The 21022-nt window shown below is 56.9% G+C and carries 18 protein-coding genes; 9 read left to right on the forward strand and 9 right to left on the reverse strand.

Going from position 1 to position 21022, the window contains the following annotated elements; genetic code table 11:
- Nucleotides 1–132 precede the first annotated feature (132 nt).
- The 5 genes from NIZ92_RS01925 to NIZ92_RS01945 all read left to right on the forward strand — a co-directional run bounded on the left by NIZ92_RS01925 (nt 133) and on the right by NIZ92_RS01945 (nt 9800).
- Nucleotides 133–5895, forward strand: a complete 5763-nt coding sequence (locus tag NIZ92_RS01925) for an ESPR-type extended signal peptide-containing protein (protein WP_254002610.1) — start codon at nt 133–135, stop codon at nt 5893–5895.
- 107 nt (nt 5896–6002) lie between these two features.
- Nucleotides 6003–6572, forward strand: a complete 570-nt coding sequence (locus NIZ92_RS01930) for a hypothetical protein (protein ID WP_143241220.1) — start codon at nt 6003–6005, stop codon at nt 6570–6572.
- A gap of 43 nt (nt 6573–6615) precedes the next feature.
- Nucleotides 6616–7413, forward strand: coding sequence for a winged helix-turn-helix domain-containing protein (locus NIZ92_RS01935; protein ID WP_254002611.1), 798 nt, complete (start codon nt 6616–6618; stop codon nt 7411–7413).
- A gap of 527 nt (nt 7414–7940) precedes the next feature.
- Nucleotides 7941–9644: a sodium:solute symporter family protein gene (locus NIZ92_RS01940; protein ID WP_254002612.1), complete on the forward strand. Its 1704-nt coding sequence runs from the start codon at nt 7941–7943 to the stop codon at nt 9642–9644.
- A 33-nt stretch (nt 9645–9677) separates the two neighbouring features.
- Nucleotides 9678–9800 (forward strand): putative transporter small subunit, encoded by a 123-nt coding sequence (locus NIZ92_RS01945; protein ID WP_235332440.1) that lies wholly within the window; start codon nt 9678–9680, stop codon nt 9798–9800.
- Nucleotides 9801–9906: 106 nt separating this feature from the next.
- Here NIZ92_RS01945 and NIZ92_RS01950 read toward each other — a convergent pair whose 3' ends face one another.
- From NIZ92_RS01950 to NIZ92_RS01960, 3 genes are all read right to left on the reverse strand, one after another.
- The gene (locus tag NIZ92_RS01950) at nt 9907–10566 is read right to left on the reverse strand and encodes a LysE family transporter (protein WP_314879790.1); all 660 of its coding nucleotides are present in this window, start codon (nt 10564–10566) and stop codon (nt 9907–9909) included.
- A 1-nt stretch (nt 10567) separates the two neighbouring features.
- Nucleotides 10568–11302, reverse strand: coding sequence for a 2OG-Fe(II) oxygenase (locus tag NIZ92_RS01955; protein WP_009462634.1), 735 nt, complete (start codon nt 11300–11302; stop codon nt 10568–10570).
- Nucleotides 11303–11427: 125 nt separating this feature from the next.
- Complete coding sequence (locus NIZ92_RS01960) at nt 11428–12063, reverse strand: threonine--tRNA ligase (protein ID WP_060186165.1); 636 nt, start codon at nt 12061–12063, stop codon at nt 11428–11430.
- Nucleotides 12064–12149: 86 nt separating this feature from the next.
- On the opposite strand from NIZ92_RS01960, the gene NIZ92_RS01965 reads away from it, so the two are divergent.
- Nucleotides 12150–13091, forward strand: a complete 942-nt coding sequence (locus tag NIZ92_RS01965; RefSeq protein WP_052159245.1) for a LysR family transcriptional regulator — start codon at nt 12150–12152, stop codon at nt 13089–13091.
- On the opposite strand, the gene NIZ92_RS01970 is transcribed toward NIZ92_RS01965, so the two are convergent.
- Together NIZ92_RS01970 and NIZ92_RS01975 are read right to left on the reverse strand one after the other, a co-directional pair.
- Nucleotides 13088–13612 carry a carboxymuconolactone decarboxylase family protein gene (locus NIZ92_RS01970; protein WP_247966064.1) on the reverse strand — a complete coding sequence of 175 codons (525 nt, stop codon included), beginning with the start codon at nt 13610–13612 and terminating at the stop codon, nt 13088–13090. The two genes, NIZ92_RS01965 and NIZ92_RS01970, sit on opposite strands and share 4 nt — an antisense overlap.
- A 103-nt stretch (nt 13613–13715) precedes the next feature.
- Nucleotides 13716–15041, reverse strand: a complete 1326-nt coding sequence (locus tag NIZ92_RS01975; RefSeq protein WP_254002613.1) for an aspartate aminotransferase family protein — start codon at nt 15039–15041, stop codon at nt 13716–13718.
- 182 nt (nt 15042–15223) lie between these two features.
- Here NIZ92_RS01975 and NIZ92_RS01980 point away from each other — a divergent pair, with 182 nt between their 5' ends.
- Nucleotides 15224–16084 carry a MurR/RpiR family transcriptional regulator gene (locus NIZ92_RS01980; RefSeq protein ID WP_254002614.1) on the forward strand — a complete coding sequence of 287 codons (861 nt, stop codon included), beginning with the start codon at nt 15224–15226 and terminating at the stop codon, nt 16082–16084.
- Between the two features lie 5 nt (nt 16085–16089).
- On the forward strand, nt 16090–17127 hold the full coding sequence (locus NIZ92_RS01985; RefSeq protein WP_035269257.1) for a C45 family peptidase: 1038 nt from the start codon (nt 16090–16092) through the stop codon (nt 17125–17127).
- A gap of 72 nt (nt 17128–17199) precedes the next feature.
- On the opposite strand, the gene NIZ92_RS01990 is transcribed toward NIZ92_RS01985, so the two are convergent.
- Nucleotides 17200–17763, reverse strand: a complete 564-nt coding sequence (locus NIZ92_RS01990; protein ID WP_035273561.1) for a cob(I)yrinic acid a,c-diamide adenosyltransferase — start codon at nt 17761–17763, stop codon at nt 17200–17202.
- 9 nt (nt 17764–17772) lie between these two features.
- Entirely contained in the window at nt 17773–18297 is a 525-nt protein-coding gene (locus NIZ92_RS01995) for a GNAT family N-acetyltransferase (RefSeq protein WP_080748114.1), read from the reverse strand.
- A 111-nt stretch (nt 18298–18408) separates the two neighbouring features.
- On the opposite strand from NIZ92_RS01995, the gene NIZ92_RS02000 reads away from it, so the two are divergent.
- Nucleotides 18409–18714 carry a copper-binding protein gene (locus NIZ92_RS02000; protein WP_009462618.1) on the forward strand — a complete coding sequence of 102 codons (306 nt, stop codon included), beginning with the start codon at nt 18409–18411 and terminating at the stop codon, nt 18712–18714.
- A gap of 229 nt (nt 18715–18943) precedes the next feature.
- On the opposite strand, the gene hslU is transcribed toward NIZ92_RS02000, so the two are convergent.
- Nucleotides 18944–20281, reverse strand: coding sequence for an ATP-dependent protease ATPase subunit HslU (gene hslU / locus NIZ92_RS02005; RefSeq protein WP_026484111.1), 1338 nt, complete (start codon nt 20279–20281; stop codon nt 18944–18946).
- A gap of 17 nt (nt 20282–20298) precedes the next feature.
- Nucleotides 20299–20832: an ATP-dependent protease subunit HslV gene (gene hslV / locus NIZ92_RS02010; RefSeq protein ID WP_009462614.1), complete on the reverse strand. Its 534-nt coding sequence runs from the start codon at nt 20830–20832 to the stop codon at nt 20299–20301.
- Between the last annotated feature and the right edge of the window lie 190 nt (nt 20833–21022).

Here is a 21022-nt window from a genome sequence, read left to right on the forward strand (position 1 = left end):
GTACAACTAATTCAAATTATCGCCAAGACGGGGCGAGGGGATTTGTTGCGCCTGAAAACTCTGTTACGTCAGCGTGAGATATGGGCGGGCAGGAAAGACTTATGGCTAATTTCTTTTGAAAGCGAAGAGACCATGAACAGAATCTATAAGTCGGTTTGGAACGAGCAAACGGCAACATTTGTCGCTGTTGCGGAGAACACCAAGGCGCGCGGCAAGCGCAGCTCCGGTGGCACCAGCGCCAGCCTGGCGGTACTGGAGTGGGTGCAGGGTTTACGCCTGCGGGCCGTGGCCTTGGCACTGCTCAGTGCAGGGGTGTTGACACAAACCGCCACGGCACAAGTTACCGATGGTTGGGAGTTGAGCGTGGATGGCGCTACCCCTTTTCACGTGATTCCTGGTGGCGCTTTTTCGTTGACCTCAGGCAGCAACATCGCTCTGACCCAAACGGACGGGGCCGTTTCGGTGGCTTTGAGTCCTGATCTCAACGTGGATTCCTTGACGGCCTCAGGCCCGGTCAAGGCAGCCAGTGGCGAATTTACCGGTCAACTGACAGCGGGTTCGGCCACCGTGCAAGGTGATTTGCAGGTGAATACCGCCACGATTACCAATCAATTGACGGCAGGAAGTGTGTCCGCCGGGACAGGTACCTTTACTGGCATGTTGACGGCACCCAGTGCTGCCATTGATGGAAACTTGGCAGCGAAATCGGCCACGGTGGTGGGGGCTGTCAACTCGGGAGGCATCAATACTGTCAGTCTGACTGCGACCGGCAATACCAACTTGCGTGCCGTGAATGTGAATAACAACAAGATCTCTGGCTTGGCCGACGCCGCTGTGAACGCCTCCAGCACTGAGGCTGTGTCGGGCAAGGTCTTGTATGGTGCCTTGAACTCAGGTGATGGCATCAAGTACTTCCACACCAAATCGACCAAGACTGATTCGGTAGCCAGTGGCGTTGACTCTATCGCGATTGGACCACAGGCGACGGCAGCGGGCGAGGCTGCCCTGGCAGCAGGTCTGGAGTCGGAGGCTGCAGGTAAAGAAGCGATTGCCTTGGGAGCTCGCTCGGGCACCGGCAATACCGTCGAAAATGGCATTGCGATTGGCAGTGACGCCGGTACTGCCAGCAAGGGCAGCGATTTGATTGCCATGGGTAATGGCGCAGGCCAGCGTCTGGAAGGCAAGAATAATGTGGCCATCGGTAATCAGGCCGGCACTGCGGTTGATCCGTTGGAGGTGGATGACACAGTTGCCATCGGCAACAAGGCCATTGCCAAGGCGACCGGGGCAATTGCCTTGGGAACCAGCGCCGACGTGGGGCTGCTGGCAGATCAATCGGTTGCCATTGGCCAGGGAACAACGATTTGGCAGGACGCCAGCTCCGCTGTTGCATTAGGAGCAGGCTCAACGGTCATGTCGGCCTCAGGTACCGCTTTGGGTTCGGGGGCGCGCAGCTCGGGGGGGAGCTCTACTGCGGTGGGCGCCGGGGCCAATGCCTCGGGCAGTCTGTCTTTCGCAGGCGGTGCAGGGGCCCAGGCTCACGGGATCAAATCTGTTGCCATTGGTACAGGCGCTTTGAGCAATACAGAATCCGGTGTATCGATTGGTGAAGGGGCTGGCGTTAACGCTGGCACGCCGGTCATTGGCAACCGATTCGGTCAGGTTGCCGTTGGTGGTGAAGCTGGCCGGGGAGTCTTGGGGGGGTATAACGTCGCGCTGGGCTACAAGTCCGGTGGCGATATTACCGGTGACGATACCGTGGCCATTGGTCGTGAGGCCGGCAGCCGGATCGTCGGGGACCGTACAGTCAGTATCGGTTACGGGGCCAATAATTTGCCTGGTGAGACAGGCTCCGGTACTCCGGTAGCACCGCCCGTCAAGGCCTCCAATGCCGTGGCAGTGGGTGACCGCTCTCGTTCGGGTGCCACAGGCTCGGTGGCCATGGGTTCAATGGCTACTGTGGTTGACTATGACATCGGCGGCATTGCGATTGGTAATAAAGCGCTGGTGTATGCGGGCACGTCCACTCGGGCGGCCGCAGGCGGGATTGCCTTGGGTGATCAGGCGCGTGTCACGCACGCCAATAGCGTGGCGATTGGTGCCAATGCCCATTCGGTAGAAACAACAGGTCTGGGCTATGGGGCGCCAACGGGGGCTTATCTGGCCTCTTCCAGTGTGTCCTTCGGGACTACCGATGCTCAGCGGCGTTTGAGCAACGTGGCAGCAGGTCGACTGGATACGGATGCGGTCAACGTCAGTCAGCTGAAAGTGCTGCATACCAATCTGGAATCCATTGTGGGTGGTAACTTGAAGTGGGATAGCGACGGGGTGATTTCCGGCCCGGCCTTTGTCATCAAAGATGAAAATGGCAATGACCATACCTACACCTCGATTGGCTCCGCGTTTGAGGCCATGCGCACCGGCGTAGCCGGCATGATTGGCGGATTGTCTGCCGTGACTTATTCCAATGCCGACCGCACCTTGATCGACCTGGACAGCAGCACCGGTGCTCCGGTACGGATCACGAATCTGGCGGCGGGTGTGGATGTGGATGACGCGGTCAACAAAGGCCAGCTGGATGATCTGGAGTCCACGCTGATTGCCAACCGCCAACGCTACGTTAGCGTGAACTCGACCCAGAATCCGAACGTCAACAACAACGGCGCGACGGGTAATGATGCGATTGCCATTGGTGCGGTTGCGCGGGCTTCCGGTGTGGGTGGAACGGCCATTGGCTTGAACTCGTCCGCAGGCGGTCTGCAACAGGCTGACTACACCACTTCCTTGGGCTCCAATACCGAGGCGTCGGCCCTGGGTGCGACGGTGGTGGGCAGTGGGTCGTCGGCCGAATCGGAAAGCTCCATGGCCCTGGGGCATGAGGCTCGTGTGGCTGATACGGCCAACTTCTCCACGGCCATCGGGTACAAGGCTGAAGTGATGGGGGACGGCCAGAATCAAACCCGTGGTGCGATCGCTTTCGGTGAGCGTGCTCGTGTCACCCAGGAAGGCGGTATCGCCTTTGGACGCAATGCCTACGATCAAGCGATAGATGGCATCTCGATTGGTAGCAATTCCAGTGTTGCTCGGGGAGCAACGCAGAGCGTGGCCCTGGGCAGTGGCTCCTCGGCATCGGGCAGCCAGTCCGTGGCGCTGGGCCATCAGGCTTTTGTGGCGGGCAGTGGCTCCCTGGCCTTGGGTCAAGGCAGCAAGACCCGTGCCAGCAATGCTGTGGGTGCCGGTTCGGATGTCGAGGCTGATGGTCGCCGTTCCATTGCTGTGGGTGACAAGGCCAAAGCCGGCTGGATCGAAGAAAAAACGGGGCCGAATGGCTTGATCGAATACATCATGCACGGTGAAGGGGCGATGAGCGTGGGCGCAGGCTCCAACGCCAAGGAAGATGGTGGCTTGGCGCTGGGCTTCAAAGCCATTTCCGAAGGCCTGGATGCCTCGGCTCTGGGGACTAATGCCCAGGCTTTGGCGGCCGGGTCCCAGGTCTGGGGTAAGGATACGCGCGCTTCTGCCGAGAAGTCGCTGGCGATGGGGCAGGGCGCGATTGCCAATGAGACGGCAATTCAGGGGATGGCTCTGGGTGCGGGTGCAACCGTGTCGGCAGCCGGTGCAGTGGCGCTGGGGGCGGGGGCCACAACGAATGCGGCTTACACGTCCTCGACTGCGCGCTATACAGGCACGGTTACGCAGGAAGCCAAGCAAGGTGTGGTATCGATCGGTAATGGCTCAGAACAACGTCGTATCACCAATCTGGCCGGTGGTCAGGATCTGACCGATGCGGTCAACGTTGCTCAGCTGATCAAGCTGGACCAGGATCTGACGGCCTTGGGGACCAACTACAGCGGCAATAACTTCAGTAGCGGTAACAGCAATACGACGATTCACAAGAATCTGGGACAACGCCTGGAGATTCTGGGTGGGGCGACGACCGCGGGTAATTACAGCGGTGCCAATCTGCGTACTCAGGTCCTGAACGGTCAGTTGCAGGTGCAGATTGCCGAGACCCCGTTCTTCAAGGGTGCTGATATGGGCAGCCAGAAGATCACCAATGTGGCCAAGGGAACCACAGGGACCGATGCGGTGAATCTGAGCCAGTTGACGGACGCCGAAGGTGGCTTGACGGCCAAGGGCATGGAGTTTGCTGCACAAAGCGGTACAGCCGTACATCGTGATCTGGGCCAGACACTGACCATCAAGGGCAGCAATGCCAATCTGAGTACCTCCACGGTGGGGGGCGATACGGTGCAAGTGGCTCTGAATGATGATCTGACACTGACCAGCGTCACCACGGGTGATACCGAGATGACGACCGCGGGAGTGAAGGTCAAGGGTGCCACGGGCAAACCTGATGTCATTCTGGGCAATACCGGCCTGACGATCGGGCAAGTCAATCTGACCAATGCCGGTCTGACCGCCTTCAATGTGGTGATTAATGACCAGGGCATCCATGCCGGTAATCAGAAGATCACCGGTGTGGAGAAAGGGGTGGCAGCGACCGATGCGGTGAACGTCAGCCAACTGGAAGGCCGTGATGATGGTTTGACCGCCAAGGGCATGAATTTTGCGGGCAGTACCGGCACGGCAGTACATCGTGATCTGGGAGAGACGCTGAAGATTGTAGGCAGCAATAGCAATCTGAGCACCAGTGGTGACGGTAGCGACACCTTGAGCATTGCCTTGAATGACGATCTGGACCTCAAGAGTGTGACCGTGAAAGGCACGGGTGGCGCTCCTGATGTGGTCATGAACAATCTGGGCTTTGCCATCGGGACGAACATTGCCTTGAGCAATGCCGGACTGCGCGCTGGCAATGTGATGATGTCGGCCGCGGACAATGACATTACCGGCTTGAGCAACCGTACCCTGACGGGGGCCAACTTTGGCAAGAGCGGTCGTGCCGCCACTGAAGAGCAACTGGATCTGGTGCGGGGCGAAACCCAGAATCTGGTGGATCGTGCTGTCAAGTACGACCTGAATCCGGATCAGTCCGTGAACCACGGCAAGGTCACCATGGCCGGAGCCGAGTCGACTGATGGTGGTCGTACGGGTGGCACGGGCATCACTAATGTGGCGCGTGGCGATATCTCCGCGAACAGTACCGATGCAGTCAATGGCAGCCAGATTCACGATATGGGTGAAAGCATTGCCAGCGGCATGGGGGGTGGTTCCAAGTTCGAGAACGGCAAGCTGGTTACGGAGCTGAACGTAGGCGATAAAACCTACAACAACGTGAACGATGCTTTGGGTGGCTTGAATACCAAGGTAGAGAACGTGACCGAGCTGGCCAGTGCGGGCTGGAACATCCAGACCAATGGCGATACGGCCAGCAATGTCGCGCCCAAGTCCACAGTGCAGTTCCTTAATGGCGACAACATCGAAATCTCGCGCTCTGGTACGGACGTGACGGTGGCCTTGGCGCAGGACATCAAGGTGAACAGTGTGGTGGCCAAGTCCGTCACTACCAATGAAGTGAAGATTGTCGATGGCCCAACCATGAATCAGCAGGGTATCGACATGCACGACAAGACCATCAGCAATCTGGCCGATGGTCAGGCACCGCAAGATGCCGTCAACGTGCGTCAGTTGAGCCAGGCGACCTCCAATATCACCAATCAGTTCAACCATCTGGACCGTCGTATCGACAAGGTGGAGAACCGGGCGAGTGCTGGTGTGGCAGCCGCCATGGCAATGGCAGGTTTGCCGCAAGCCTATGTCCCCGGCAAGAGCATGTTCTCCGTTTCTGGCGGTGTATGGCGTGGTGAAAGTGGTTACGCCATGGGTTTGTCCACGGTGACAGACAGCGGCAGTTGGGTCCTGAAGGGCAACGTTGCGGGATCCTCCCGTGGTGATTACGGTGGCTCGGTGGGTGTGGGGTATCAATGGTAAAGGGGTGAGGGATAAGGGTCGCGTGCCTGGGTACGCGACCCTTTTTGCCGGGCTATGCCCGGTGTCCTGAACGGGGCCGCAGCGGCGGGTCAAAGCGGAGAGTGAATATGGCGACAACGCATAGTCAAACAGGGCAAGCAGTACTGGGCACGGCTATAGGCATGATGCTGTTTTTACTGGCCGGGTGCCAGACCACAACAGCAGGAGGTGGGGCTGATTTGAGCCCGCCAGCACTGGCAAGCCACTATGAGCAGGAAGGGGCAGATGGAACACGCAGTTTTTTGGCCTCTCAGACACAGCGCTCGGTGCAGGTTCCTCAAGTAGATTTCTACGTGGGAATGCGCCAAGCCATCCCCGGTCTGGTGCAAGTGCAGGGACCGCAAGGTCCCCTGTGGTTGTATCCGCAAGTTGTTGTGCAGCGCAGCGATTTGACGCGTGTGGCGTCCTTGCGGACTGAACAGGGACAGCATCTTGTTCGATTCCAATTGAATTCTTTGGGCGCGCGTAAGTTGGCCGAGGCCAGCTCTGGTAATGTGGGAGCCTTGCTGGTTTTGGTTATGGAAGATCAAGTGGCACAAGTCGCCCGAATTGGCGAGCCCTTGAAGCAGGGGGCTATTTATCTATCCATGCCTGACGACGCAGCAGCACAGCGTTTGTTAAGGCAGGTCCAAGGGTAAAAAAAACATAAAGTGCCTGATAGGGCCAGCAAGGGTGAGGACTATGACGGTAGAACAGATTTTTCTGTTGTATGACGACAAGGCTAGTTTGCAGCAGATCGCTTTGGAGTCGGAGCAGTGGGGGGTGAGGATCCAGACGGTAGAGACGATGGAGCAGTGTCTGTCTCAGGCACATGCTTGCGGGGCGGAGACGGTGTTTGCTTTGGTGTGTCAGGCAGACAACGTTTTTTTACACATCAATCGTTTGCGTATGGATTTTCCTGCCGCCGGCGTCATCGTTGTGCGGCGCGACAAAATGGCCGGCCTGGAACGTGGACATTTGTTGCTTGCCGGGGCGGACGCCTGCTTTGATCAGGAGGCTTTGCCGGTGGAGGTGGTCGCTTGCGTGCAGGCCTTGCGCCGGCGTGGTTATGCCCTGCAGCGAAGCTTGCGTGGTTCTCCTGCAGAGCCGCTCAAAGCAGGCAATATCGCTTATAGATCCGAGCCGGAGCCAGATTCCCAGCTTTGGGATTTGATGGAGAATGGCTGGACCATGATCACGCCCAGAGGGCACTCGGTCATGTTGACCCGCGGCGAGCGGCGTATTGTCCAGGTTCTCTTTGCAGTCAGCCCCCAAACCGTAGAGCGCGATCGTCTTTTTCCGCTGGAGGAAGGGCGGGAGGCAACTGCCCGTTCTGTGGACGTTTTGATCAGTCGCTTGAAACGTAAATTAACCGCCATGGGAGAGGAGCTGCCCATTCGTTCGGTACGCGGGGAAGGCTACGCTTTTGTGGGTAAAGTGCCCCTAGCATGTCAGGAGCTGGCACGCGTGAGCCTTAATAATGATGAGGTCTATGAATGACTCGGAAAGGGCTTGAGAGCCCGTTCTCGATGCTGAAACAGCATGATATAGACCCTTAAATTTTAAATATGTATAATTGATCGCTCTGGTTCATTGAATCAGCTTCTCGAACAGGCCGTTCAGGTGCGACAAAATTGCATAAAAAAATGACGGCCCGTTCTTCAACAGGTTGTTGCACAACAACCCGGCTTTAGCCCGAAACACCTTGCCCGGCCCTTGGGTCGCGGAACAACCAGCCGACTGTCTCACACGACATCGGCCTGCAACAGAGCGGCTTGTCTCTGGCCATGTTTATTTGCTGTAAGGCCCGCAGACTCGCCGCAATGTGAGGCACTTTGCGCTGTGTCTTGCTTTTTTCTCGCTTTGGCTTGCGCCAAGGGCGGGGGCGTTTGTGCGCGCGTTCGGTTCAAGTGTTTCGGTTCTGGTCCTGGGATGGGTGTCGCCCAGCGCGTTAATGCGGAATCGGCATGCATGCGAGTGAGCCAGGTGGTGCAAGTGGCTCTCGCGCAGAAGAGAAAAGGAAAGACATGCAAGAGGCGGAGTTTTTTACGCTTTCAACCACGACGGCCATATTGTTATTGGTCGGCTTTTATGGCGCGACGTTCCTGATGTCGCTCATGATTGGTCAAAAGAAAGAAAACGTGGACGGATACATGGTATCCAACAGTGCGGTGGGGTTTGGCCTGTCGGCGGCCAGCATGATTGCCACCTGGGTATGGGCGGCGTCGTTTTATGCCAGCGCGACCTCGGGCTTCAAGTACGGGCTATCCGGCCCACTGCATTACGGGCTATGGGGAGCCTTGATGATCTTGTTCATCTACCCCTTCGGGCGACGTTTTCGCCAGTTGGCCCCGCAGGCGCACACCCTGGCCGAGGTGCTGCATGCACGGCACGGCTCGTCCAGCCAGATGATTATGGCGATTTCCAACGTGGTAGGCAGTGGTATCAGCCTGATGGTGAACTTCACCGCGGCAGGTGCGTTGGTCTCGATCCTTAGCCCTCTGACATTTATTCAAGGTGTGCTGATTGCGGGTCTGGGCGTCTTGTCCTATACCCTGTGGTCGGGGTTCCGCGCCTCGGTGATGACGGACTTTGCCCAGCTGGTTGCCATGATTTTGTCGGCCGTGGTCATTATCCCGCTGATCTTCTTTAACGCCGGTGGCCCGGAGATGGTGCAGGCCAACTGGTGGCGTCTGGATTCCGAGCAAGCCAACTTCTATTCCACCAAGGCAATTCTGGAGCAGGGGGCGCCGTATTTTGTGGCGGTGCTGGCTTACGCGATTGGTAACCAAACCATTGCCCAGCGCCTGTTCGCCGTACGCGAGGACCTGATCAAACCCACTTTCCTGACGGCCACCATTGGTTATGGTGCCGTGGTGATTGGTCTGGGCATGTTGGGTTTGCTGGCTCTGTTCACCGGCTTGCAGCCTGTGGATGGAAACATGAACAACATCATCCCGCAGATGGCGTCCACCTACTTGCCGCCATTTGGCATTGCCTTGTTCTTCATCCTGGTGGTGGGCTCCTTGTCCTCCACGGCGGACTCGGACCTGGCTGCATTGTCGGCTATCGTGATGACCGACATCTACGCCAAAAACATTGCTCGTGGTCGTCCAAAACCAGCCCGCATGTTGTGGTGGGGCCGTATCACCATGGTGGTTGCCACGATGGTGGGTGTGATCTTCGCCAGCCTGAAGCTGGATATTCTGGTCATGCTGGTGTTTGTGGGTGCCTTGTGGGGCGCGATTGTGTTCCCGGTCATTGTCAGCTTTTACTGGGATCGTGTTACCAACAAAGCCTTTAGCTGGTCGGTTTTGTGTGCCGTCGTGCTGTTTACGATCGTGCGTTTTGAGTTGATTCCTATCGAAGGTGCGGTGGCCGTGTTCTATGAGATTACCGCTTCGATTGGTGGCGGTGTGGTTGCCGGTTTGATGGCTTTTGCCTTCTTCCGCAGCCGTATTGCGATTGCGGTGGGGGTGATTGCCACTGCGATTCTTTTGCCCAACTTCATTGGCTTTTTGCGTGAGTACCTTGTTTTGATGGGTTCCCTGACCGCCTATGGCGTTAGCGCTGTGGTGTGTGTGGCCATCAGCTTGCGTAGTCAGGAACGTTTTGATTTCTCTGTGCTTGCCGAGCGTGTGCAGTCGTTTCACTACGATGACACACCTGCACCGAGCAAGCAGAAAGTTCGGGAGTCGAAACAAGGTCAGCCGGCCTCGGCTCGTGCCTGAGGGTATGAGACAAGACGCTAAAAGGAGAACATTATGCTTATGACGATTTACTTTCTGGTCTGGCCTGTCATGTCGGCCATCATTCTGATCTTGCTGATTGGCAATTTGATCCGTGATTGGCGCAGAGCCCGCAAGACGGGTGAGTCCATGATCTAAATATAAAAGTCCCGCCCTTCAAAGAAAGGCGGGACTTTTTTGTGATGTACGTGAGCATCGTCGAGGTTTCCCTGAACTCAGGTCTGGGCACGGCTCACGGGCAAGCCTATAGCAGGATGCGCTGACCAGCATGAACCAGCAGACGTAGCGAGAAACCCAGCAACAAGACACCTGTCACGCGCTCAAACCAGGTTCCCATACGCAGGAATCGCTGACGTACGCGAGGATTGGTAAAGATCAGGCTGACCACAATAAACCAGCCCGCATTAACCAGGCACATCCAGACGCCGTAGAGCATCTGGGTCGTCAAAGGCGTGCTGGCGCTGACCACGGTAGTAAACACGGCCAGAAAGAACAGCGTAGCCTTAGGGTTGGTGGCATTGGTCATGAAGCCCAGCGTCAAGGACTGGCGCACGCTGACAGCAGCGGGTTTGCCATTGTCGGACTCGGCCAGGCTCACTTCCATCGGTGTGCTGGCCTGGCGCAGGAATCCCCAGCCTATATAGAGAAGGTAGGCACCTCCCAATACCTCGGCCACACTCATCAGCCAGGGGGTGGAGTGCAGCAGGGCTCCCACGCCCATCAAGGTATAGATCACATGCACGGAGATTCCGGCGCCAATACCAATGGCAGTGGCAATACCGGCCTGGCGGCCTAGCCGCACACTTTGGCGGATGGTGACAGCAAAATCTGGTCCAGGGGCAATAACGGCCAAAAAATGAATCAAAGCCAGAGTAGCGAACTCTGGCCAATAGGTTTGCAACACATTAACTCCAGAAGGTCAGCGGCATGGCCGGGCCGCGATATCCCACAAAGCAAGACAGGCTCAGGCGCAAATCGCCCTTGCCGGGGGTGACGGCATGCATTTTGCGAGAGTTGAAAATAATCAGATCGCCCGGACCGGGGCGTATCTGTACTTCGGGGGTGCCCAATAAATCAGGATGGATGCCATAGCTGTCGCCACGCATTTCATCAAATTCATCCGGGCTCAGTTCGGTTTGCCAGATTTGCAGTTCACCTCCTTGTTCGGGCATTTTCAAATAGACATTGGCGGCCAACTGGCCTTGTAGACTGATGGCCTGGTAATTCCCGGGGGCGTCCTTGGCCAAAATGTCGTGATGCGCCAGAAAGCGCACATCGGGTTGCACCACGCGCGACAAGCCCACATACATTTTCTTTCCGTACAAGGTCTCCAGTGTGGCTCCGGCAGGCCAGACTTCATCCAGCGTGCAACGCAGCACGTCAATCGGGGACAGGTAGGGGGCGCAGCGGCGGCGCAGTTCGTCGATATTGTCAAAAACCCCCTCGAAATAGGAGGCCATGCGTTCGGGCTGGTTTTCGGCTTCGTAAAAAGCCATGCCAATGCGGCCGATGCTCGGAGCGTTCACATAGCGATCAAAGCCTTTGTCTATGATTTGCTCGCCCAGCTTTTGTGAGGTGGGCGCATCAATGAAGCCGGAGAGGCGGATAGCCAGGAGTTCGCCATTTAGCAGGGACTGCATATGCTCAGTCCGCAATCGTTCGGTCTCTAAATACATATCTCACTTCCCTTGGGGGTTCTAAAAGAATTGTTTTTCTTTTCCGATAATAGCCAGAGCTAATAAACTGCCATGATTTTTATTATTTATTAATTCATCATTTCATAATGAATGCTCAATTCATCTTTTTTGTTTTTTATACGGATTATTTTCAGTCCATTTAATTCGGATGTGTTTTCAACATGTGTGCCGCCGCAGGGGTAGCACCCCAGGCTACCAATCGCAACCTCGCGGCGCCCTTCCTGAAAACTGATGGAAATTGGCTGAGCCAATTGAATCTGTTCAGCACAACGATTGGACAAATCATCCAGGAAGGGGGGCAGAGCATCCTTGGGGTTGCGAAAGACCACCCGTGACTCGCCTCGCCAGTGATGCGCCTTTACGGCCTGCCAGCCTATGCGTTCAACCAGATGGCCGATAAGGTGGCCGGCCGTATGCAGGCGGGCGTGCTCCAGTCGGTGAGCGCGATCAATATGTAGTTCTACGGGCCCCAGCGGCAGGCGCACATGCAGGTAGTGCAGCACGTGACCGTCGCGGTTTTGAGCCACATGCAGGACCTCGTGCCCATTTATCGTGCCTTTGTCGCAAGGCTGACCCCCGCCTTGGGGATGAAATAAGGTTTTATCCAGCCTGACAGCATAACGCTCATTTTCGGAGTGATAACACTCCAGGATTTCCGCTATGCAGGTAAGGCTATTGCTAGTCAAATATAATTTATCTTGCATTTTATTACCTGTAGGTTAGTTTTAAGGCATTGTAGGCATAGTGGGCAGTCCTGATAATTGCAATTCATTGAAATAATTTATTCCCTATGAGCACAAGTAATCTCACTTCCCTGATGAGCGATATGGTGGTTTTTGTCAAAGTGGTGGAGACAGGCAGCTTTTCCGAAGCCTCTCGCCAACTGGGCTATACCCCGTCGGCAGTCAGCCGTTCCATTGCGCGTCTGGAGAAAGGTTTGGGAACGCGGGTATTGCAGCGCACGACGCGTAAATTACGGCTAAGCGACAGTGGCCAGGCGATTTACGAGCATGCCCGTGACATGCTGTCCTGCGCCCAGGCCGCGATGGAGATCTCGGGGCAGTTCCAGACCGAGCCGGAGGGGCAGATACGCTTGAGTGTTCCCAAAGCCGTGGGGCATTTTCTGATTCATCCGCATATGCCGGATTTCCTGGCGGCGCACCCCAAAGTGAATGTGCTGATGAATCTGGATGATCGCTATGCAGACCTGATCGACGATCAGCTGGATCTGGCGATACGCATCACGGATCAGCCGCCGCCCGGTTTGATGGGGCGTCATCTGACGGATATTCGGCATGGCTTGTACGCCAGTCCGGAGTATCTGGCCGAACACAGCCTGCCCGTTCATCCTCAGCAGTTGCGCGAACATAGCTGCATCTACCTGGGCGAGGCACCCAGCGATTCACGTTGGCGTTTCAATAAAGGCGGGCGGGTACTGAATGTGTCGGTTAGCGGGCGCTATGCGGCTAACCATACGGGTGTGCGTCTGGATGCGGTAGAGCGCGGCTTGGGGATAGGCAGTTTGCCCTGCTTTGTGGCCAGGGAGCCGGAGCTGGAAGGGCGTATTGTGCGCGTGCTGGCCGATTGGGAGTTCCGTACGCAGTATTGTGGTGCCTTGTGGGCCTTGTATCCGCCCACCCGCCATTTGCCTCCCAAACTGCGTTTGTTTGTGGAGTTTCTGGCGGGGCGCCTGGGAGGTGGCCGGACGGAGGCGCTCAGGGTGCCGTTTTAACGCGAGTCGTCGGAATGAATGTGCAAGGCTTCCAGGAAGCGCGACACCATATTGTAGGTAGCGATGGTGGCGGTCAGCTCAACCGTCAGTTTTTCATCAAAATACTGGCGTACGTCCTGAAAAACAGCGGACTCCACTTGCACATTCAGAGTCATGGCATCGGTGTAAGCCAGCACAGCGCGCTGAATGGGCGTGAAGGCCTCGGAATCTTGCCAGTCGGGCAGAGCATCCAGTTGGGCTTGACTTAGCCCCTCTGCCAGCGCGATAGGGGCATGTTGATCGGCCTCGTAAGGGGCGCGGTTCAATAGGGCTACGCGCATGATGACCAGTTCGCGCAGATCGCCCGGCAGGCTGCTGTTATGGCGTATGCCAGTCAGGTGATTCAGCCAACCTTTCGCAATGGGTGGGCTGTGCAGCAGCATCTGGTACAGGTGCAAGACGCTGCCGCGCTCTGCAATGATCTGTTCTACCAATGGGGCGGCGTCGGGGGCTTTCAGGTCAGCATAGGGTAGGCGGGCCATGGTTCTCCTTTATGTATAGCTAGCGGTGCCTCTTGCGGCTGGCTTGCCGCAGCGCAGTCAGCAGAGCGTTCTCACTGTTTGTTCGACGCTCTGCTCGACGGGTTTATCGGGGCAGGATGTGTTCTATGGTTTGGGTCAGACGTGTCACGATCTCGTGAATGTCGGCCTCGGTGCAGATAAAGGGCGGTGCCAGCAAGATATGGTCGCCGTGAACTCCATCTATCGTGCCACCCATAGGGTAGAGCATCAAACCTTGGGAAAACGCATGCTGCTTGATCCTGGCGTGGGTTTTCAAGCCAGGGTCCAGCGCTTGCTTGCTGGCCTTGTCCTGCACCAGCTCGACTCCGACAAACAGGCCGCGGCCGCGTATATCGCCCACATTGGGGTGGCTGTCCAAGGCCTGATGGAGCTCCCGGCGCAATTGCTCGCCGCGTTGACGGACGTTTTCCAGCAACTGGTCTTGCTCAATCACTTGTTGCACGGCTAAAGCACCAGCGCAGGCTGTGGCGTGACCCATATAGGTATGGCCGTGCTGAAAAAAGCCCGAGCCATTCAGGATGGCTTGGTAAATCCGGTCACTGGCCAGCATCGCACCAATAGGCTGATAGCCCGCGCCCAGACCCTTGGCAATGGCCATGATGTCCGGCACGACTCCGTCCTCTTCGCAGGCGAATAGATAGCCGGTCCGCCCCATGCCCGACATGACCTCATCCAGAATCAGCAGCACGCCGTGCTTGTCGCAGACCTGACGGATCTTTTTCCAGTAATCGCCTACTGGCGCCAAGGCACCAGCGGTCGCGCCCACTACAGTCTCGCCGACAAAGGCCGCGACGTTCTGGGGACCCAGGCTTTGAATCATGTCGTCCAGTTCCTGAGCCAGACGATCGGCATATTGCTCGGCACTTTCATCACTGCCTTGGTCGCGGTAGGGGTAGCAGGGCGAGACATGCTGGGCCGGAGCCAGTAGAGGCAGGAACGGCTTGCGACGCCATTCATTGCCGCCAATGGCCAAAGCCCCCAGCGTATTGCCGTGATAGCTCTGACGGCGTGCGATGAAAATATGACGCTCGGGCTGACCAATCTCCACGAAATATTGCCGTGCCAGCTTCAGGCTGGCTTCTACGGCCTCCGAGCCTCCGGACAGAAAGTACACATGGTCCAGATCACCGGGGGATCGGCTGGTCAAAAAATCTGCCAGGTCCTCGGCAGCCTGGCTGCTGAAAAAGGAAGTGTGGGCGTAGGCAATCTGGTCCAGCTGTTGCTTGATAGCAGCGATCACAACAGGGTGGCTATGGCCCAGGCAGGATACGGCCGCGCCACCGCTGGCGTCTATATAAGCGTTGCCATTGCTGTCCACGATGCGGATACCATCGCCTTTGACGGCGCAGGGCAAGGTTTGTTTGGGGTTGCGATGAAAGACATGTGTCATGGCGCAGATCCAGAAAGTAGGCCCGGAAGGATTTTCAACGTATGTTGAATATATAATAATACTTTCAACAAATAAATCATCATTGATTTGTCGGGACAGGTGGATAAAGGCCTCACTGTTGCGCCCAGACTGCATTTGCGCCCGATATATACTTGATGTCCCCTTTTTAAGCGTGTTGGCCCATGAACTCCTTGAGCAATCTGACCGAGCGTATTCAGGCAGCGTTTGCCACCATGTCGCCGCAGTTCCAGCAAAGCGCGCGCTATGTGCTGGATCACGCCGATCAGGTGCCTTTGATGTCCATGCGTCAGTTGGCCGCGCAGGCACAGGTGCAGCCTGCCACCTTGCTGCGCTTTGCCCAGTCTTTGGGCTTTGGCGGTTGGGCAGAGTTCAAGGCAGTGTTCACCCAGGCGCTGCATGGACAGGGTGCACGGCGTTATGCCGATCAGGCCCGGGCGGTGGTACGCAATCGAAATAAAGAAGATCGCCTGGCGCAGACGCTGACAGCACAAATGGATACTCTGGCGCTGCTGCGCGAGGTGAATGAAGCACGCTTGCCACAGGCTGTGGAATTGCTGAACAAGGCCAAGCGGGTTTTTGTGGCCGGGTTCAGAGCCTCTTTTGCACCCGCTTTTTCCTTTCATTATCAGTACCGTCTGTTCCGACCTTCGATTGGCTTGTTGCGTGGCGAGTCCGGCACTCTGGATATGGATCTGCGGGCGCTGCAAAAAGGGGATGTGCTGGTCTTGTTCGGTTTTGCACCGTATTCCCAGGAAGCCGTGCTGGCCCATGCAGCGGCCCGACAGGCAGATGCACAAATTCTGGCGATTTGCGACAGCTTGCTTGCCCCTATTGCGCAGCAGGCAGATGCCACATTATTGTTTGGAACCGACAGTCCGTCTTTTTTTCCTTCTCTGGTTGCTGCACAGGCACTGGTGGAGGTCTTGCTGGAACAGGTTCTGGCCAAGGCGGGCAGTCGTGCTGTCAGCGGTATTGAGTTGGTTGAAAATCAATTGCACCAGTCCGGTGCTTACTGGAAATAGACGCAATGGCTAAGTTGTCCTATCTGGAGTTAAGTGGTGGTCCCAAAGAAATTGGCCATTCTTTGGGACGTTTCGGAGCCCCCGCCGTGCATGCCTACTTGCTGAACTCAGCAGCATGGCAAGGCATCATGCAATCGAAGGGGACGGCTGTAGCCGGTCAGCTGGCTCAGTACACCGAGCGTTATTTCCCCCGAATATGGACCGAGCTCCAGGGCCTGGCATTGGGTCTGGAGCTCCCCTTTGAAGACGTTTTCTTGTGGAATTGCCGGGGCGACTTGTGGGCCATGGCTCCCGATGGTTGCACTACCGTGCAAATGCCTGCCCAGGGCGAGCCTCGTCTGGTGCATAACGAAGATGGTGATCCAGGTTTCGCCGGTTACTGCGGGGTGGCCAAATTCATCCCCGACAGCGGCATGTCCTTTGTCTCCTTTCTTTATCCTGCTTCCTTGCCGGGCCATAGCTTTGCAGTGACCCAGGCCGGTTTGGCCATGACGGTGAATAATGTGCGGGCTCGTCATGTGGCCCCAGGGGTGCCGCGCATGGTCCTGACCCGCGCCATGCTGGATCAGCCCGATCTGGATCAGGCTGTAGGGATCTTGCAGGATCATCCACGTTCCGGCGCTTTCCATTTGAGCCTGGCGCAGCGTGGCGATCCACGCTTGCTGAGCGTGGAGTTCAGTGCCGAGGCCGTTTCTGTGCAGACCATTGAGCAAAACCATCTGCACGCCAACCATGCGGTCCATCCGTCCATGAAAGGCTTTGAGCAGCGTATTACCCGGTCGTCAGAGCTGCGGCAGGAGCGTGGGGATCAATTGTTGGCACAAGCCGGTGCTGCGCTTGATCCTTTGACCGTCCTGGCGGATCAGCACCATGCGGAATTTCCGATCTGGCGCTGTGACCCGGCGGACAGTGACGCGGAAAACACTCTGGCTACTGTGGATATTCAGGTGGGCAGCCAGTCCTTGAAGTGGCAGGTCTACGAAGACCCCACGGACGAGCCTGTGCTGAAGTTTGCGGATACCACTCGCATTGATCTAGCCTGAAAAGGAATAGGGCCCTGCTAAAGCAGGGCCCTATTCTTATAGTCGCAGTCGCAGTCGCAGTCGCGATGAGGCTCAGCCCTTGCCAGGCTCGTTGCGCTTGGGCTCCCACAGCACGTCGGAGCGGCCTGCATGGCGGTTCAAGGTACGCGCCAGCACAAACAACAAATCCGACAGGCGGTTCAGATACAGGCGCGGGCCTTCTTGTGGCAAGGATTCTGAGGGCACCGCCACGACGCTACGTTCTGCACGACGCGCCACACAACGCAGTACATGTGCTTGTGCGGCTGCCGGGCTGCCACCGGGCAAAATGAACTCTTTGAGGATGCCCAAGGGCTCGTTGTAGTGACGAATCGCTTGGTCCAGACGTTCCACGTGGACGCTGCCTATGACCTGATGGCCAGGGATGCACAGCTCGGCCCCCATATCGAACAAGTCGTGCTGAATGTCGGACAGCAGGGCATCAACATCCTCGGGCAGTGCCATGCTGCGCAAGACGCCGATATGGCTGTTCAGTTCATCCACGTCACCCAGGGCATGAATCAGGGGAGCGGTCTTGGGCAGGCGGCTGCCATCGCCCAGGCCCGTTGTGCCATCGTCGCCGGTGCGGGTGCTGATAATGGAAAGTCGTGTGGACATGAAGAAGCCTTATGTTTCGGCAGGAGTAGGGGTGCCTTGAGCCAAATTGACCAGGGCATCGCCAGTGACGCGTACCACGCGCCAGTCTTCCAGCACTTGAGCGCCCTGATACTTGTAGAAGTCGATGGCGTTCTGGTTCCAGTCCAGTACTACCCACTCCAGGCGGCCACAGCCTTGGGCTACCGCCATCTGGGCCAGATGGCGCAGGGCAGCAGCGCCCAGACCGTGCTTGCGGTGGGCCGGGTCTATATACAAATCCTCCAGATAGATGCCGCGGCGATCCAGGAAACTGGAGTAGTTGTAAAACCACATAATGTAAGAAATTGGTGCGTCGGGCTGATCTTCGGGAGTAATGACCAGGCAGTAGGCACTGGGCTCGTCGGAGAAGAAACTGTTGCGCAGAGACTCAACGCTGGCCTTGAAAATATGCTCCAGTTTCTCAAACGCGGCCATATCGCGCATCAGGCCCAAAATGGCCGGAAGGTCTGCGGGGGTGGCTGGACGCAGCACATACCCTTTAATAAATTCGCTCATGCTTTTGCAAAGGTTTAGCGTTATGCTTGATCGGAAACAGACGCATCAGGCGTCCGAAAGTAGGCATTATGAGCTAATTGTCTGGCTCTGCCCAATTTGCAGGAGTGAAAAATGACGTGGACGAAACGAAGCGCAGCCTTGGCGTTGGGAACTTTGGGTGTGGTAGCTGGCTCGGCCTATGTCGTGGTTGCCCAGGCTCAGGAAGCCAGTGCCTCGGGTGAAGTGCGCCGACTGGATGCCGAGGCCGGCAAAATTACCATCAAGCATGGTGAGATCAGCGACCTGGAACTGCCCGCCATGACATTGGTGTACAAAATTGATCCCGCCTTGCTGGCCAACATCAAACCGGGTGACAAGGTAAAGTTCACTGCCAAACGTGACGGTGGTGATTACGTGGTCACCAAGATCAGCAAGTAAGCCTGCTTGAGTGGGTTGATAAAAGCCGGGTTCGCCCGGTTTTTTTCATCTCCGACGCAGGCGAAATACTGGCGTGGGCTCGTGGTCGAGATGACAGGGTGATGTGATGGCCATCGCGTTTACGTCGACAGGGTAGAGCCTGTTGCCGTGTGGGGTGTGGTCTGCAAGCGGAATGTGAAAAAAGGGGCAGAGAAATCTGCCCCTTTTTCATGTCCGACCGAAGTCAGGCTTACAGCACGTAGCGCGCCAGATCTTGGCTGGCTGCGGTTTCCTGTAGCTGTTTGTTCACGTAGTCCGCATCAATGACCACGTTTTGCTCACCGTGGCTGCCAGCGCTGTAGGACAGCTCTTCCAGCAGTTTTTCCATAACGGTGTACAGGCGACGGGCACCAATGTTTTCGGTACGCTCGTTGACCTCAAAGGCCAGCTCGGCCAGACGCTGGATACCGTCGGGACGGAAGTCCAGTTGTACGTCTTCGGTGCCCAGCAAGGCTGCGTATTGCTTGGTCAACGAAGCGTCGGTCGTGGACAGAATCTGTACAAAATCCTGGGCGCTCAGCGATTCCAGTTCCACACGGATGGGGAAGCGGCCTTGCAGTTCAGGAATCAGATCCGATGGGCGGGACAGGTGGAACGCACCCGAGGCAATAAACAGGATGTGGTCGGTACGTACCACCCCGTATTTGGTGGTGACGGTGGTGCCTTCTACCAAAGGCAGCAGGTCGCGCTGCACACCTTGGCGGGACACATCGCCGCCGCTGCCCTGGCTCTCGCCTCGCGCCGTGATCTTGTCGATCTCGTCCAGGAACACGATGCCGTTCTGCTCGGCGTTGGCCACTGCAGCAGTGCGCAAATCGTCTTCATTGACGCGGCGGGCCGCTTCTTCTTCGGTCAGTTGCTTGAAGGCTTCCTTGACCGTCAGCTTGCGGGCTTTGGTCTTTTCCTGACCCAGACCGGAGAACATGCCGCGCAACTGCTCGGTCATCTCTTCCATGCCGGGAGGGGCCATGATTTCCATGCGAGGCATGGCCTGGGCCATCTCGATTTCAATCTCGGTATCGTCCAGCTTGCCTTCACGCAGGCGCTTGCGGAACACCTGGCGGGCAGAGTTGTCCTCGCGTTGGGGTTGACCGTGAGCATCGCGCGAAGGGGGCACCAGCACGTCCAGAATACGGTCTTCAGCGGCTTCCTCGGCCTGGGTGCGCACACGGCGCATTTCGATTTCGCGGGTTTGCTTGACCGAAATATCCACCAGATCGCGAATGATGGTTTCAACGTCGCGGCCCACATAGCCCACTTCCGTGAACTTGGTGGCTTCGACCTTGATGAAAGGCGCGTTGGCCAGCTTGGCCAGGCGACGGGCGATTTCGGTTTTACCCACGCCGGTGGGTCCGATCATCAGAATGTTCTTGGGGACGATCTCGCTACGCAGGGGCTCGGCAACCTGCTGGCGGCGCCAGCGATTGCGCAGGGCCACGGCCACGGAGCGCTTGGCCTTGCCCTGGCCAACGATATGCTTGTCCAGTTCGGAGACGATCTCTCCGGGAGTCATATTAGGTGTAGACATGGTGGTGTATCCGGCTGTCAGAGTGTTTCGACGATATGGTTCTGGTTGGTATAGATGCACAGATCACCTGCGATCTCCAACGATTTCTTGACGATGTCGGCGGGAGCCATATCGGTGTTTTGCAGCAAGGCCATGGCGGCAGATTGGGCATAGGAGCCGCCCGAGCCGATGGCGGCCAGGCCATGTTCGGGTTCGAGCACGTCGCCATTGCCGGTCAGCACCAGCGTGTGCTCCTTGTCCGCCACCAACAGCATGGCTTCCAGACGGCGCAGAACGCGGTCGGTACGCCAGTCGCGTGTCAGTTCGACGGCGGCGCGCAGCAGGTTGCCCTGGTGCTTTTCCAGCTTGGCTTCAAAGCGCTCTTGCAAGGTGAAGGCGTCAGCCGTCGCACCGGCAAAACCGGCCAGGATGCTGTCGTTGTACAAACGGCGAATTTTGCGGGCCGTGCCCTTGATGACGATATTGCCCAGGGTGACCTGACCATCGCCGCCAATGGCGACCTGATCTCCGCGGCGTACACAGACAATAGTAGTGGCGTGAAATTGTTCCATGATTTCCTTCCTTTAAGGTTCCCATCTGGGGGCCCGGAAGGAAATTTCAAGGAGCAATGTGCCGACCTATATATTTCTTCGTGTGAATGAGAAAAACAGAACAATCTAGTTCAGTTTGAAGTTCACGGATGGGTTTTGCATAGATCTATTGCTCTCCAGTTGCTGATTGAGTAGTTTTCCGGAGTTTTGC

This window comes from Alcaligenes sp. 1735tsa3 (assembly GCF_024134565.1).
Classification (GTDB): Bacteria; Pseudomonadota; Gammaproteobacteria; order Burkholderiales; family Burkholderiaceae_B; genus Alcaligenes; species Alcaligenes phenolicus.